At 47.9% G+C, this 15,766-nt stretch carries 12 protein-coding genes and 1 tRNA gene; 8 read left to right on the top strand and 5 right to left on the bottom strand.

The window, feature by feature from the left end; translation table 11 throughout:
- Positions 1 to 5: 5 nt before the first annotated feature.
- Complete coding sequence (locus IM290_RS06645) at positions 6 to 1,616, top strand: glycoside hydrolase family 43 protein (RefSeq protein WP_193042277.1); 1,611 nt, start codon at positions 6 to 8, stop codon at positions 1,614 to 1,616.
- 4 nt (positions 1,617 to 1,620) lie between these two features.
- Here the strand turns inward: IM290_RS06645 and xynR are convergent, their stop codons facing one another.
- The 5 genes from xynR to IM290_RS21585 all read right to left on the bottom strand — a co-directional run bounded on the left by xynR (position 1,621) and on the right by IM290_RS21585 (position 4,708).
- Positions 1,621 to 2,379, bottom strand: coding sequence for a DNA-binding transcriptional repressor XynR (gene xynR, locus IM290_RS06640; protein ID WP_032670692.1), 759 nt, complete (start codon positions 2,377 to 2,379; stop codon positions 1,621 to 1,623).
- 183 nt (positions 2,380 to 2,562) lie between these two features.
- Positions 2,563 to 2,997 (bottom strand): DUF3828 domain-containing protein, encoded by a 435-nt coding sequence (locus IM290_RS06635; protein WP_023334327.1) that lies wholly within the window; start codon positions 2,995 to 2,997, stop codon positions 2,563 to 2,565.
- A gap of 1 nt (position 2,998) precedes the next feature.
- Complete coding sequence (locus IM290_RS06630; RefSeq protein WP_017383896.1) at positions 2,999 to 3,361, bottom strand: hypothetical protein; 363 nt, start codon at positions 3,359 to 3,361, stop codon at positions 2,999 to 3,001.
- A gap of 277 nt (positions 3,362 to 3,638) precedes the next feature.
- Positions 3,639 to 4,643, bottom strand: a complete 1,005-nt coding sequence (gene argF, locus IM290_RS06625) for an ornithine carbamoyltransferase (protein WP_193042278.1) — start codon at positions 4,641 to 4,643, stop codon at positions 3,639 to 3,641.
- Positions 4,613 to 4,708: a hypothetical protein gene (locus IM290_RS21585; protein ID WP_213083700.1), complete on the bottom strand. Its 96-nt coding sequence runs from the start codon at positions 4,706 to 4,708 to the stop codon at positions 4,613 to 4,615. The genes argF and IM290_RS21585 overlap by 31 nt, the downstream gene beginning before the upstream one ends.
- A gap of 99 nt (positions 4,709 to 4,807) precedes the next feature.
- Here IM290_RS21585 and rraB point away from each other — a divergent pair, with 99 nt between their 5' ends.
- The 7 genes from rraB (at position 4,808) to dptH (ending at position 15,586) form a co-directional block, all read left to right on the top strand.
- Positions 4,808 to 5,233, top strand: coding sequence for a ribonuclease E inhibitor RraB (gene rraB, locus IM290_RS06620; RefSeq protein ID WP_119935749.1), 426 nt, complete (start codon positions 4,808 to 4,810; stop codon positions 5,231 to 5,233).
- A 47-nt stretch (positions 5,234 to 5,280) separates the two neighbouring features.
- Positions 5,281 to 6,039 carry a tRNA isopentenyl-2-thiomethyl-A-37 hydroxylase MiaE gene (gene miaE / locus IM290_RS06615; protein ID WP_193042279.1) on the top strand — a complete coding sequence of 253 codons (759 nt, stop codon included), beginning with the start codon at positions 5,281 to 5,283 and terminating at the stop codon, positions 6,037 to 6,039.
- A 30-nt stretch (positions 6,040 to 6,069) separates the two neighbouring features.
- Complete coding sequence (locus tag IM290_RS06610; protein ID WP_126543202.1) at positions 6,070 to 6,792, top strand: topoisomerase II; 723 nt, start codon at positions 6,070 to 6,072, stop codon at positions 6,790 to 6,792.
- 105 nt (positions 6,793 to 6,897) lie between these two features.
- Positions 6,898 to 6,982: transfer RNA gene (locus IM290_RS06605), tRNA-Leu, on the top strand.
- Between the two features lie 550 nt (positions 6,983 to 7,532).
- The gene (dptF, locus tag IM290_RS06600) at positions 7,533 to 9,182 is read left to right on the top strand and encodes a DNA phosphorothioation-dependent restriction protein DptF (RefSeq protein ID WP_193354475.1); all 1,650 of its coding nucleotides are present in this window, start codon (positions 7,533 to 7,535) and stop codon (positions 9,180 to 9,182) included.
- 4 nt (positions 9,183 to 9,186) lie between these two features.
- Positions 9,187 to 10,506, top strand: a complete 1,320-nt coding sequence (gene dptG / locus IM290_RS06595; RefSeq protein ID WP_134691031.1) for a DNA phosphorothioation-dependent restriction protein DptG — start codon at positions 9,187 to 9,189, stop codon at positions 10,504 to 10,506.
- Positions 10,487 to 15,586: a DNA phosphorothioation-dependent restriction protein DptH gene (dptH, locus tag IM290_RS06590; RefSeq protein ID WP_193042688.1), complete on the top strand. Its 5,100-nt coding sequence runs from the start codon at positions 10,487 to 10,489 to the stop codon at positions 15,584 to 15,586. The genes dptG and dptH overlap by 20 nt, the downstream gene beginning before the upstream one ends.
- Positions 15,587 to 15,766: the final 180 nt, after the last annotated feature.

The following is a 15,766-nucleotide window of genomic DNA, read 5'->3' as shown; positions in this document are numbered from 1 at the left end:
GCAACATGGAAATCACTAACCCGATACTCACCGGCTTCAACCCGGACCCGTCCCTGTGCCGCCAGGGCGAGGACTACTACATCGCCACCTCGACCTTCGAGTGGTTCCCGGGCGTGCGCATCTATCACTCCCGCGACCTGAAAAACTGGTCGCTGGTCAGCACGCCGCTGGACCGTGTGTCGATGCTGGACATGAAGGGCAACCCGGACTCCGGCGGTATCTGGGCGCCGTGCCTGAGCTACGCCGACGGCAAATTCTGGCTGCTCTATACCGACGTGAAGATTGTCGATTCGCCGTGGAAAAATGGCCGCAACTTCCTCGTCACCGCGCCGTCCATTGAGGGGCCATGGAGCGAGCCGGTCCCGATGGGCAACGGCGGGTTCGATCCGTCCCTGTTCCACGACGACGATGGCCGCAAATACTACCTCTACCGCCCGTGGGGGCCGCGCCATCACAGCAACCCGCACAACACCATCGTGATGCAGGCGTTTGACCCGCAGACCGGCACCCTCTCGCCCGAGCGCAAAACGCTGTTTACCGGCACGCCGCTCTGCTACACCGAAGGGGCGCATCTTTATCGCCACGCGGGATGGTACTACCTGATGGTTGCCGAAGGCGGCACCAGCTACGAGCACGCCGTCGTGGTGCTGCGTGCAAAAACCATCGACGGGCCGTACGAGCTTCACCCGGATGTGACGATGATGACCAGCTGGCACCTGCCGGAGAACCCGCTGCAAAAGAGCGGCCACGGCTCGCTGCTGCAAACCCACACCGGGGAGTGGTATATGGCCTACCTTACCAGCCGCCCGCTGCGCCTGCCCGGCGTGCCGCTGCTGGCCTCAGGCGGACGCGGTTACTGTCCGCTGGGGCGCGAGACCGGCATCGCCCGCATTGAATGGCGCGATGGCTGGCCGTACGTGGAGGGCGGTAAGCACGCGCAGCTGACCGTGAAAGGCCCGCAGGTGGCGGAGCAGCCTGGCGCGGTTCAGGGTAGCTGGCGGGATGATTTCGATGTCAGCACGCTTGACTCGGAACTGCAGACCCTGCGCATTCCGTTCGACGACACCCTCGGCTCGCTCACCGCGCGCCCCGGCTATTTACGGTTGTACGGCAACGACTCGCTCAACTCGACCTTTACCCAGTCGACCGTGGCGCGCCGCTGGCAGCACTTCATCTTCCGGGCCGAGACGCGGATGCAGTTCTCGCCGGTTCACTTCCAGCAGAGCGCGGGGCTGACCTGCTACTACAACAGCAAAAACTGGAGCTACTGCTTTGTGGACTACGAGGAGGGGCAGGGCAGAACGATTAAGGTTATTCAGCTCGACCACAACGTGCCGTCGTGGCCGCTGCACGAGCAGCCCATTCCCGTGCCGGAGAGTGCGGAGAGCGTCTGGCTAAGGGTGGATGTGGATGCGCTGGTCTACCGCTACATCTACTCGTTCGACGGCGAGACATGGCACACCGTGCCGGTGACGTATGAGGCGTGGAAGCTGTCGGATGACTATATCGGCGGGCGCGGCTTCTTCACCGGCGCGTTTGTGGGACTGCACTGCGAGGACATCAGCGGCGACGGCTGCCACGCTGACTTCGACTACTTCACCTACGAGCCGGTCTGACGGCTCAGGCCGGGTAGCCCAGCGCGCGTGAGAGCTGGAGCCCGGCCTGCTGAAGCTGCTCGCGGAAATCAGCCAGCTCTGCGTCGTCCACGCGGGAGGTCAGCGTCGACAGGCTCAGGGCAGCAATGACGCGGGACTCGTGGTTCCACACCGGCACCGCCACGCAGCGCACGCCCTGCTCGTTCTCTTCGCTATCCAGGGCATAGCCCTGCTCGCGGGTCTGCGCCAGGGCACTCATTAAGGCTTCGCGAGAGGCAAGGGTAGAAGGGGTATAGGTGGTGTACTGATAGCCCTCCAGCAGGGCGTTCAGCTCGGCCTCGCCCAGCCAGGCAATCAACACCTTGCCGATGGCGGTGGCGTGAACCGGCAGGCGGCGGCCGATGCGCGAATAGGCGATGGCAGCGAGCTTGCCTTCAATCTTCTCGATATAGACCCCTTCACGCCCGTCCAGGATCCCCAGATGGGTAGTCTGCCCGGTTCGCCGGGACAGCTCCGTCAGCCAGCCTTTCGCCTTCTGCCGAATATCCATCGAGCCCACGACAAAATGCCCGCGCTCGACCAGCTTCATGCCGAGGCGATACTTACCGTTCTCCGGGTTCTGATCGATATAGCCGTGAAGCTGGAGGGTTTTCAGCAGCGAGTGGAGGGTACTCTTGCTCAGCCCCATCAGTTTGCTGATGTCGGTGATCTTAAGCTCGGTGGCCTGCTCGTTGAACAGGTCGAGGATCTGCAACGCACGTTCAACAGACTGAATAATCGGCATAATGCTGGTATGTCCACGCTGGAATTAAGGCGAAAACGTACCTTTTTCGGGGTGAAAAATCAATGAAATGGAGCCGGTTTGCCCGGCGGCGCTTCGCTTGCACGGGCCTACGGGACTTGTAGGCCGGGTAAGCGCAGCGCCACCCGGCAACAAAGGCGGCTACATTATTGTTAGCGGGGGACATCAATTATTATCCCGAGCGGCGACAGACTGGATTTTCCAGATCCCATCTTCTTTCACCATGCAATCAATGACGGTGTGCTGGGTCTTTTTGCCAAACGTGATATTCACGTTTACACAGACCGGGTCTGAATCATACGAATCAATAGCCACATTCTCAGCCCAGTCCTCGCCGATATACTGCGATTTCATAAAAAAATCCGCCTCGTAAAATTCAGCGTCGGCATAACGGGGATCGTCTGCATGACGTAATTTTTTCATGGTGCTGGCCGTAACGAACTTATCGATTTCATTTCCCTGTTGGATGGGATAACGATCGTTGTTCACTTGTTTGACGTACCAGCGATTGAATTCAAGGGCGCGCTGCATCGGTATCTGAAAATCTTCGGCCCCCAATGCTGCTGTGCTGAATAACACAATTAAGATGAGCTTATTCATATTAATAATGCCTGTATAAGGTTATTGCTGGCTGAAGTTGGCGATAGGTTGGCCCCGGGTACAGTGTTCTCTGTTTAAAATCTGAATACCAGGTTCCAGCGCCATCGTAAATACAGACATGCCCGTACTGATTCGGGCCGGGCAAGGCATCAATCACCGCGATATCCCCCTCTATGGGAGTGCCATAGACTTTTGAGAATCCTGCTTTTTCAAGAGAACGCCAGAAATCCTTAGCGTTTGCCCCTTCGATTTTAAGCCCTCCGGCTCGAATGGCGGCGGCGATTGCTCGAGCGCAATAGTGTCCAGTATGGGTTAGTGCGTGGCTACGGGCGTATGACACAGCTTCATGTTTATTCCATGACATAAAAAATCCTTATTAATGAAATGCAGCAATAAGGAAATATTACGCCGATAATATACGGTGTTTTGTAATTGATAATGACCTGATATTAACCATTATCTACTCAATAAATAATGGTTAATAAAAACATAAATTCTTATTATGGTTAATGTCTAGTTGAGAAAGCGTCAGTAAAATGAATTTTTCTGCCTGACGATAACGCTGTTGTCGTTTTTAGGTTTTTCTCCCTCTCCCCGTGGGAGAGGGCCGGGGTGAGGGCACCAGCGCTCAGAGGACCCAATCACTCCCCAAGCGTCGCCACCATCACCGCCTTAATCGTATGCATCCGGTTTTCCGCCTGGTCGAACACGATGCTCGCCGGTGACTCAAACACCTCGTCCGACACTTCCATCCCGCCGTGCAGATCGAACTCTTTCGCCATCTGCTTGCCGAGCGTGGTCTGGTCGTCATGGAACGCCGGCAGACAGTGCAGGAACTTCACGTCCGGGTTGCCGGTGAGCGCCATCATCTGCGCGTTCACCTGATACCCGCGCAGCAGCGCGATACGCTCCGCCCACTTCTCTTTGGCTTCGCCCATCGACACCCACACGTCGGTATAGATAAAGTCCGCGCCCTTCACGCCCGCCGCCACGTCTTCCGTCAGGGTGATTTTCCCGCCGTGCTTTTCCGCCAGCGCGCTGCACTCTGCCACCAGGCTCTCTTCCGGCCAACAGGCCTTCGGGGCCACCAGGCGTAGATCCAGCCCGGTCAGCGCCGCCGCTTCCAGCATCGAGTTGCCCATGTTGTTGCGCGCGTCGCCCGCGTAGACCAGCGTCATCTCGTTAAACGCCTTGCCCGGCAGGTGCTCCTGCATGGTCAGCAGATCCGCCAGCAGCTGCGTCGGGTGGAACTCGTTGGTCAGCCCGTTCCACACCGGCACGCCAGCATACTGCGCCAGCGTCTCGACGACTTCCTGGCCGTGGCCGCGGTACTGAATGCCGTCGTACATCCGCCCGAGCACCCGTGCGGTATCCTTAATTGACTCTTTATGCCCAATCTGGCTGCCGCTCGGCCCTAAATAGGTAACGCGCGCGCCCTGGTCAAATGCGGCAACTTCGAAAGAGCAACGTGTACGGGTCGAGTCTTTTTCGAAGATGAGCGCGATGTTTTTGCCAGTAAGCTTTTGTACTTCCTTGCCATTTTTTTTATCGGCTTTGAGCTGTGCGGCAAGGGTCAGCAGAGAAGTGAACTGTGCAGGGGTAAAGTCGAGCAATTTCAGAAAGTGTTTCTTGTACAGATCAGACATTTTATCCTCGCATGGCGAACGCCACTTATTGAATTAAAATTCACTTTATATGTGTAATTATTCATTTGCAACCCCGTTTCACAAATCTTTCCAACAAAGGTGGAGGCAAACCCGTCCGTGTGTGAAAATAGAAGTATCTGCCGCACTTTAAAGAGGATTGAGCCATGGCAAACCCGGAACACCTGGAAGAGCAACGCGAAGAGACGCGTCTGATTATTGAAGAACTGCTGGAAGACGGTAGCGATCCGGACGCGCTGTACACCATCGAGCACCATTTCTCTGCGGATGATTTCGACGCGCTGGAAAAAATGGCGGTAGAGGCCTTCAAGCTCGGCTACGAAGTGACCGAGCCGGAAGAGCTGGAAGTGGAAGAGGGCGACACCGTCATCTGCTGCGACATCCTGAGCGAAGGCGCGCTGAAGGCGGAGCTGATCGACGCGCAGGTCGAACAGCTGATGAACCTGGCCGAGAAGTTTGAAGTGGAATACGACGGCTGGGGGACCTACTTCGAAGATCCGAACGGTGAAGACGGCGAAGAAGGCGACGACGAAGATTTCATCGACGAAGACGACGACGGCGTGCGTCACTAAGCGTTTCAGGCGGTGGCGCGCGCCACCGCTTTTTTCAAGGCAGAACCATGGATTACCCGCAGATACTCGCCCCCGTACTCAACTTCCTCCAGTGCCCGACCCCGCAAGCATGGATTGATAAAGCCCGCGACCCGGCGAACCTGCCGCTGCTGCTCACCGACCACATGGTGTGCGAGCTCAAGGCCGCCCAGACCGCGCTGCTGCTGGTGCGTAAATACGTCGCCGACGAAAGCGGTGCCGATGCGCTGCTCGACTGGCTCAAGCCCTACGAACAGTTCACCTTCCGCGACGGCCCGGAGCCGGACTTCATCGCCCTGCACAGGCAGATTGGCAAAACCGTGATGCCCAAAACCGACGACCCGTGGGGCCAGGCGCTCATCGACAGCATGGTGCTGCTGATTAAAGAGGAGCTGCACCATTTCTGGCAGGTGCGTGAGGCGATGCTGGCCCGCGATATTCCGTACGTCAAAATCACCGCCAGCCGCTACGCCAAAGGGATGCTGAAGGAAGTGCGCACTCACGAACCCCTGACGCTGATCGACAAGCTCATCTGCGGCGCCTACATCGAAGCCCGCTCCTGCGAACGCTTCGCCGCGCTGGCCCTGTTCCTCGACGATGACTTACAGAAGTTCTATCTCTCGCTGCTGCGCTCGGAAGCGCGCCATTATCAGGACTACCTGACGCTGGCCCAGCAGGTGAGCGACGACGATATCTCACCGCGCATACAGCTTTTTGGCGAAATTGAAGCCACACTTATCTCGACACCGGACCACGAGTTTCGCTTCCACAGCGGCGTGCCGGTGTAAACCGGCACAACTCAAGGATAAGGATGCGAGATGAAAAAAACGTGGATCAGTACGGTCGTTGTTATTGTCGCGGCCGCCGCCGTGGCGTTCTGGGTGTTCTTTGACAGGCAACGCGCTCCGGAAGCGCAGATTGATACCACCCTCAACGCGATGCCTGCCTGGCAGGTGATTAAGGAGCAGGAGCCCGCGCTGCATCAGCGCATCCTCGACCAGATGGCCGCCCTGCAAAAGGCCGGCGAGCCGGAGCAGCAGATTATCGACACCATCCAGCCGCAGATCCTGCATTTGCAGATGTCGCGTCTGCAAAACGCCCCGGACGCCAACGTGGTGAACTACATGACCATCAATATGGAGCAGACCGCCGCCATCCAGAAGGTGAGCGACGACGCCTGCTTCCGCTTCCTCTACCCGACGGTGAAGGGCGGCGTGAATCCGATGCGCATGCTGGATAAAGACCTGATGACGCGGCGCATGCAGGCCGACGCCGACATGATGCGTGCGGCCTACGGCAAAAACCGCCACACCGTGACGCAGGCCGAACGTGAGGCGGCTGTCGAGGATGTCCGGCCGGTTATGAAGGCGCTTGCCGATAAGTACGGCGAGGACATCCAGCTGTTGCAGATGCCGGAGAAGGCGGTGGGCAAGGAGAAGCTCTCCTGCGATATGGTGCAGGAGATGTGGGCGAAGGTGCTGGCGCTGCCGGAGCAGAAGGCGGCAGGGGTGATTCGTCTTGCAGTGTCTGAGCTGGAGTAACCAGGGCGCTGGTTTTTTGGGCACTTAGCGCGGGTTTCGCGCGTCGTCGCTTGCATGGCGGCGCGCGACAGGTATAATCCACAACGTTTCCGCATCCCCTTCAGTGCCGAAGTGGCGAAATCGGTAGACGCAGTTGATTCAAAATCAACCGTAGAAATACGTGCCGGTTCGAGTCCGGCCTTCGGCACCAAAAGATGTGAAAGAAGTCGCTTAAAGGCGGCTTTTTTTGTGTCAAAAATTCGATTATTGTGTATCTTTTCCGCTATAGTAACTTTTTCAAATTCAACGAATTTCCGCGCACTAACGGCCTTAGCATTACGCTGGGTTGTATATAATGGATAATTAATTTGATTTAAGTGGCTGTGCATATATGTTAAAGCCTCCTACCGAACATCCATGATTTTGGCTAAGAGCTTTCTCGCTGAATCTGAATTTGGTAGAAGGCCACATGCGAAGCATGTGATGTACCATATAGAACACGAGTATTTTTGGGTTATGAAAGTACCTGAAGCCCCACTATTCAAATACGCACTAGACGCTGCGCGAATGGTGTAAATTTGTGGAGAGAATACGGCAAAATGACTTTGAGAAAGTAGTGGCTAGCTAACACAAAGATGATGACCTTAGAGAGTTATCATCTATGAGATGTGTTAGATCACTGATGTTGCGGAATGTTCAGTAGAGATAACAGATTCATTTATATAGAATGGTTTTTATTTTTCCCTAGGGATCCTGCGGTTATGAGTGCGATCACATTACGTCAAGCGCTGAATGTACTTGCGAAGTCATCTTCATTTTCCGTTACTACAGTGACAGATCGTCAAAAGGATGAATTCGATCAGCTGAAATCACAACTCTTTGTTAAACAAGACATTGAGAGTGATTTGCAACAATACTTGGATACTGCGAAGCCAGGTGAAATAATCTTTTTGTGCGGGAGTAGCGGCGACGGGAAATCCGAGATTTTAACTCGTTGTAAGTCAGATCCTCGTTACCAGCATAAGTTTAGCTTCCACCTTGATGCAACACATAGTTTCGCCCCTCGCCAGTCAGCCATCGATGCATTAAATGATTTGTTTGACAGAAATCATCACTATTCGCAACCTCTTCTGATAGGCATTAATACTGGCATGCTAGCTAATTTTGCCAGAGAAGGAGCTGAACGCCATAAGATAATTCGTTCCACCATCGACAGATTTTTATCTGTAAAACCGGATGGGAAACGTCCATATCAACAAGCCCACTATTCTTTCTTTGATTTTGAGCACTACCCAAAATTTCACTTTGATGAAAATAAACAGTACTCAACTTTCATTAAGTCATTACTAAATAACTTGACGAAGGAAGAAGACGATAATTTATTCTATTTTATTTTTAGGAATGAAGAAGCTAGAAATCCGCATTTAAAAGAGGTAGCTAACTTTAAATTATTAAGTTTGCCTGGGGTACAGGACGTTATTATCACTCAGCTCTTTAAAGCAAGATTAATCAAGGACCAATTTGTTACAACAAGAACATTACTGGACTTTATATATCATCTTATTATGGGGCCTGGTTATCTATTCGATAATCTCTTCTCAATTGCTGAGAATGATTTGATTAAAAAAATCGCTGATTTTGATCCAGCAAGACTACATACATATGAACTTGATCAGTTTATTTTACGTTATGAGTTAGGATTGACTGACTCAGAGCTCGATAGTTTCCTGGGCGCACTCGAGATGTTACATATTAAATTTGACCGCCAAAGTGCTCAATCTGGAGAAGCAGCCTCATTGATTAGGCTCTTCTGGTTATTGCAATATGAATCTTTAGGCAATGACTACCACCAAAAATTTTCAGAATTCTTTAGTGAAGCACTTTTCGAGCGTTATTCAGAAATTTGGCACATGCACAAGAATTACACTGCCAATCCAGAACAAAAAAAATTGCTCAATCGATTTTATGCTTTTGAACTCATAGCAGGATTACAGCGCTATGCAAACCGTAAAGCGCCGGAATTAAGTATGCAAAAAGAAGAGTTCTTCTTGGGAGAATTTGGAGGAGTTAAATTAACTGCACCGGTAGAAGTGAAACCTGATTGGGAAGCTATTCATAATAAACATACCGCTCATCCAACGGGTTTTGACATCTACTTAAAGGTAGGACAAAACTCACTTCCCCCTGTTCATGTCGGGCTGAATCTCTTTGAACTTTTACACAAACTGAACAATGGCTATCGTCCTAATAAATATGATAAGAATGCCATAGTGCTTTTGGACGAACTTATTGAGCTGATTACTGACCAGGCCAAATCGAGTAGTGATATAAAATTTTATGATGGTAATTCTCGCGTTTATCGCGCGAAAGCAGATGAAGATATGATAACCATCAGTGGAATGGAGGGGTAAAGGAATGTATCCTATTAGCGCGGTATTAAAAGTTGGTAATAATCAGTTAGATAGTTACTTGCCGATACGTAATAAAAATAACGACATCAACTGGCAATTTGTCACTGGATTAGTGCTTAGTTATGCTCTTAAGCGTAAAGTTGAGGCTTATAATCCTGAGCAATTCCGTGAAGACTGCAAAATGCATCTACAGGAATTGCTTGATGAACCCTCTTTTTGGAATGTGCTTGAGCGAATGTACTTCTCCAATAAAGATATTTTTCGTGTCTCTCCACTATTTTTACTTTTTCATGCTCAATTTACAGGCGATAAAATAAGTGAAGGCTCGGCAGCAGATAAGCGTTTAGGAACACTTTTTGCTAATTTGATGGGTGACTTAAGCCTTAAGTATCCGATTCAAGATAAAATCAACTTCATTGAGCAAGAAATGTTGAATAAGCTTAATGAAAAAGTAAAAGTGCTGGGCAAAGGCCCATTTCCGGATGAACAACCATACCTCCCATACATGGTTACCTGTTTTCAATCAGATCTGGAGTTTTTATCCCAACATCCGCAATACCTTTTACAGGAATTGACCAATACTTTGCGCTTATACGCTTTTAGTTGGTGCGCACAGTTAGCTCTTAATGTGGATAACTGGCAGGAAGGCGAACCACAAAGCAAATCTTTATTTTTTATACTTGATAGCGAAAAAGCCAGCTCTGAACGGGAAAAAGTTAAACGTTATGGATATAAATTATTCGCAAGTCAAAGTGAAAAACTTTTCCCTATACTCTCTGCATTAGAAATTTTGCAATGGGGAAAAGGTGAGAAAAAACGTCCCCTATGGCAAATTTACCAGGACACTTTGAATGATCTTGGCTCATCTCCAAAGATAATAGAGGATCTTAATAATTATTTACAAGCATTCATAGAAGATCGCGGTCTTGCTTCACGTGAACGTGTTACAAACCTGGAAGGTGCATTCAAACAGTTAATCTCGGTATCCCTTGAACAATTCCAGGGTAAAAAAGATCGCGCAACTGTGAATCGTAAATATACGAATGAACTGGAAAGCGAGATTTGTACAGACTTTATTCAGGTTCGTGGTCGTGCGGGAAAAGTACTTGTATTGAATCAGGATCGTCTATTGTTACTGACCAATCTTACTGTTGGTAAAAATGATAAACTCAGATTGCATGAGTTACTAAGCGGCTTTGAACAGCGCGGTTTTTATCTCGATAACCAATCGGCTCAGACGTTGGTAGCGTTTTATGAGCGCATGGGGAATGTGGAGCGAATGAGTGACAGTGGAGATGCAGTGTATGTCCGTAAAACAGTATGAAATTTATTTAGCAGAAACTTTCATTGAATGGGTTAGCGATATCATTCAGCCAGGTGAACGCTACCAGTTCAAATCTCCAGATCCTGATAATGCTTTAAAACTCTGGCAGGCGTTTGTAGAACTGTCCGATGAAAAAAAACTTGAGATTGCTCCTGGCCAATTTGTACCAATCCTGTCCTGTAATGATGTGCAGCTTATTCCTGTTTTGCATGGTGGTGAAACTCCCGCATTTACTGAAAACTACATTTCTCATCTTCGCGATAAGGTAGCGGGACGAAGCGGAGCTTTTGCCCAAACGGCGTTGTTAATCATTCACAACAGCATGCTTGATACTCTAATCAACAGTACAAAAGACGTGGCGGATCCTGATGCCATCTGGTACCCGCAAACATTTTGCCATCAGTTGGAAAAACTAATTACCACTGACAGTAATCGCTCAGAGTTGTCCCGTTGTTTGTTAGATGATCAACTCGCAACAGTACTTGACGAAGGTGCTACTGTATTTGGTTTTTCATCTTTATACCGTCTGTTGGAGGATGGTAATTTAGATTTCTCAGAGCTCCATCTCTTCAAAGATGATGAACTGCTTAACTTTAGTCAAAAACAATTGCGTACTAGGCTTAATGAAAACAGGAAATTATATCGTCAGATTGAAGACTGTGTAGAGCGTTACAGTGGGCAACTGGAAAACGTTCTTACAGAATTTAGTACTAAATTCATTCAGGAGCACTTCGTTGATAAAGATGATTGGCGCGAGCTTGATTTCTCTGCGTACAGAAAAGAGAAAGAGCTGAATAGTGAGCAAAAGCTTGTACTTGAAACCGTTACGGTAGAAAACGGTGAGATTTGGCAACGAGCTAAGAGTGCGAGTAAGGCGGGAAAGCGCGATATAAGTTTGCTGGTTCAGGTTGTACCTGGGCAGTCGATTGTAGAGCTGGAGTTTAGTTTTCAAGGGAATGATCTTCAGGATGACCAGATAAAAATAGCCCATCACAGGCAACTAAAAAAAGAACATTTTTGGCGAACTAGCCGGGCAGGCGGGAAAACGTCTCGGATTATGGCATCGGTACCATTTGATGGTAAGCCGAGCTTCTTTAGCCTAGAAATCACTAATCGCAATAATTCCGCGGAAGAATATAAATTCCGACTTTTGCTCGTTGAACAAGGCCAGTTCTGGTTAAGAGAAATTCAACATTGCTACCGTATAGAACCCGGCAAAGGACAAATAACATTACAACTTGAAGATAATGAGCTTCGCATTGCAGAGTCAGGAAGTTTATCCTACATGCTGGATGGGGAAAGTGAGGATATTGATTGCCATCAATATGCTTTAGTTAATTTTGATACTTTAGCGAATCAAAGTGATTTGGTTCAGTTTACGCTCACTTCGGGTGATTCACGTCTGTTGTTTAATATCGAGGGACCGGGAGCTGAAGAAGGGTTAACGTTGCCGTTACTTTTCGACCAGAGCCGTTTTAGCAAACTTTTCAAAGAAGAGGGAAATGCAACCTATAACAGATCAAAGGGTCGCATTATACTTGAAAATACCGAGCATAAAGTTGTTGGTGTACGCCAACAGCTATTGATACTTGAAGCCTCACTAATTGATCACCGTTTACTTGGTATTGAAAGCGACGATAGATTTTTTGAACTGGATGAACTTCTGATTATTTACCCTGAACTTCATAATGCCTACAAGCAGCTATTTGCTTATTATGAAAGCCGAAATACATTGCCTAGCCTGGTGTCGTGGTCATCTGAATATCGTACTTTGATTAGTTACATTATCCATACTTTTGAAGCGCAATTACAGCAAATTAGTTTGAGCAGAGCATTGACCTCACAAGAAAAACGCCTTTTAGAGCTTGGTGTATGTCGCATCGATTCTTGTGAGCGGTTATCTCCGCTGCATCCCTTGGTACTTGCTTATCATTTACAGCTGGCAGAAGCTATTGTATCAGAGTTTGAAAAGCAAGCTTCGGGATCATTCGCAACTTTACCATCCATAACACTTGATCGTCTTGTTGTATCCGGATTAATGCCTTTTGTTTACCATAGTGAACATGAATATGCGCAATTGCAACCGATGGAGGAAAACCGCTTCTGGATTGAAGTTGTGCCTCAGCGTCAGGTGAGTCATGACTACGTTAAGCGTTTGGTAAAAGATAAACTCAATGAGTTCACGGATGCTTATGCTCGACTATTTCAAAGTGCAGGGAACAACGCATTAATTGTTAATGCTATTAACCAAGGTAATGCAAAAGAGCTTTTTTTAGGATTAGTAGAATATTTTAAACAGGAAAAAGAAGACGCTATTGCAATACATGTTAACTGCTATGACGTACATTTATTACCTAACATGTTCGACCACTTTGCTGAAAGTGGTAGCTATGATCAGCTTAAAAATGACCTGGATCTTAATAGCGGATCATGGCGTGCTGAAGCTGATATGCTGATTGATCTTTTGCGCAGCCGGTTAACATTTAGCAAATTCGTGTTGCCGTCTGAAAGTGAAAATCTTGCGTATGCCCATTTAGCTTTTTTCACCAATACGGCCCCGGTGGATTGCCGGCAAATTCGCATTGAAGATGCTTCGAGCGGGGTTCTTTGCCATGGACTAATTGCGGGAGAAGGCGCGGAAACGCAAGGAGATGCTTACTTTACTGCATTTGGCTTACGTGGCGTTGATACTGCACCTTATATCGCTTTACGATTGGCTCATTTAATTGGTTGCCTGTGGCAGCCTGCACGACAGAGTAATAGTCAGTATCACGGACAGGGAATTGGCTTGGCTGTCAGCGGTAGTTTTAAACAACTTCTTAACTATTCTTATAATAGTGCACTTTGGACGACTATTATAGATCCTAAAGTAACGCTTGATTTTTTCACAAATCAGAAAGATGTCGTGCTCATTCACTATTCTGATCAATACACTAGTTGTGCAGGTTATGATGCCGTTACAGTGACTAAACAAGTTGACTTATTTCTTCGTCTGCTTAAGACAGAGAATCAATCTGATCAGCGTGCAGTGGACAGTCAACATTTGCTTGCGGAGTTCAATGCCTTTAACGGCGAGTGGTTATTGAAAATGTTGCGCTCTAGCGATAAAGAACGTAAGGAGAAGCACGGCATCATTGGTGCGTATAAATTTGTGCAATCAATGTTGAGCAAATCCGATATTTGCTGGATTCCTCTTTCGGTTGCAGAAATGATTCGAGTGTCAGGTAATGTCGGGCTGAAAATGAAAGAAAGCGATTTATCACGAAATCTTCAGGGATATCGCAAAGGAGCTATCTCAGACGATGTCCTTTTTGTTGGTTTTAAAGAGGATAATCTTTATTTATTACCACTTGAAGTTAAAACGGGTGCACGCCCTGACTACAATTACGCAGGTCAGCAGGCACGCGAACTAAAACGTTACCTGGAGCAAGATATCCTGGAGCCTAAAACCTTGGCTTCACAGCTATATCGAGCGCTTTTCATTCGCCAGGTACTTATGCAGGTAGAAAAATTGCGTCTCTATGGTGTTTTAGATAACTCTAAACTCTCGCCATTACTTAATCGACGCGAATGGTGGCTAACGGGTGATTATCATTTAGGTGAACTGAATAACTATGCGGAAGGCTTTATTGTCGCACATGTAGATAGTGGAACCTGCTTTGATCTATCTTATAAAGAGACGGCAGATAATATTTTACAGATTGAAATTCCTTATTCGCTGTTGTCATCATTGATTACTTCGCAAGGCGGTCAAGAATCATTAGCGGAACGCTATCGTGTGCCTGAGAAATATATTCTTAAACCGGCATGTGATAGCATTGTGGAAAATTCAGATAAGATAATTACACATACAGCATCAGTGGTTCATGAAATAACAAATGAATTAGAAGAAACATCCAAGCCTGAAGAGACATCGATAACTTATGTAAGGAATGATAAACCATTACAGGTATTATTCGGCCATGATGCCGTACATCAATATCCACTATACTGGGAGCCAACTAATACAGCGAAGTTTATGAATACCAATACGGGGATTATTGGCACAATGGGAACTGGTAAAACCCAGTTTACTAAGTCATTAGTTACTCAGCTTATGCGTAATCAGACTTGTAACGTTGATGGTAAACCCATTGGCTTACTTATTTTCGATTATAAATCAGACTACGTGGATGAAGCTTTCCTCCATGCAACAAATGCTAGAAAATACAAGTTGTTCAAGCTTCCCTACAATCCCTTGTCATTGTTTGGTGACACTCCAATGTTGCCGATCCATACTGCAGGCGGGTTGTCCGAAACGATGGCTAAAGCTTATGGTTTGGGCCATAAACAGCAGCTTAAGTTAGAAAATCTCATTCTTGAATGTTATGACGCAGCGGGTATTTCACCAGAAGATCCTTCTACATGGTCAAGAACCGCGCCAACGATTGAAGATGTGTGGCAACGGTTCCTCGATCAGGAGAAAGTTGAAGAGGATTCATTATACGCAGCATTGTCCAAACTGGCTCGTTACAAGATATTCGAAACTGTTCCTGAACATATGACAAGTCTCTACGAATTGATTGATGGAGTCACTGTAATTGAATTGGCTGGCTATCCGCCGGAAGTTCAAAACCTGGTAGTCGCGCTGACATTGGACCTATTTTATGCTCAGATGCAAAAGCGTGGTAAACCGGTTGTAAGAGGCGACTATCGTCAGCTCACCAAGATGATTCTCGTGGACGAAGCCGATAACTTTATGCGTCAGGATTTTTCAAGCTTACGTAAGATTCTGAAAGAAGGACGTGAGTATGGGGTTGGCGCAATCTTGTCCACCCAAGAAATAACTCACTTCAAAACTGGTGAGAATAATTACGCTTCATATATTCTCACATGGGTGATACACCGCGTATCTGAGATAAAAAATGCTGATATTAAAGCAGTTTTTAACATCGATGATAAGAATGAACAAGAGTCTTTGATGGGGCAGATTCGTCAGCTTGAGAAGCACTACAGCCTGTATGTCGATGGTAAAAAGCAGGTAGCAAAGATGCGTGATCGGGCGTTTTGGGAATTACAGACTACAATCGTTAAGGAATAATTAAGATGGCTACTGTTACAGACTTTATTATTTTAAACAAGAAACTTGAAAAGCATTTTAAATTGCTTTGTGATATTACGGGGTTCGATAGTTCCTGTTCGCTTACAGAATTGGATAAGAAAAGATTTGGTTTCTATTTCTATATCTTAGAAAATGTCTGTGATATTGATGGTGATTACG

The sequence above is a fragment of the Enterobacter cloacae complex sp. S1 genome, from assembly GCF_014930525.1.
Lineage (GTDB): Bacteria > Pseudomonadota > Gammaproteobacteria > Enterobacterales > Enterobacteriaceae > Enterobacter > Enterobacter hormaechei_C.
This window is presented reverse-complemented; position numbering and strand designations above follow the sequence as displayed.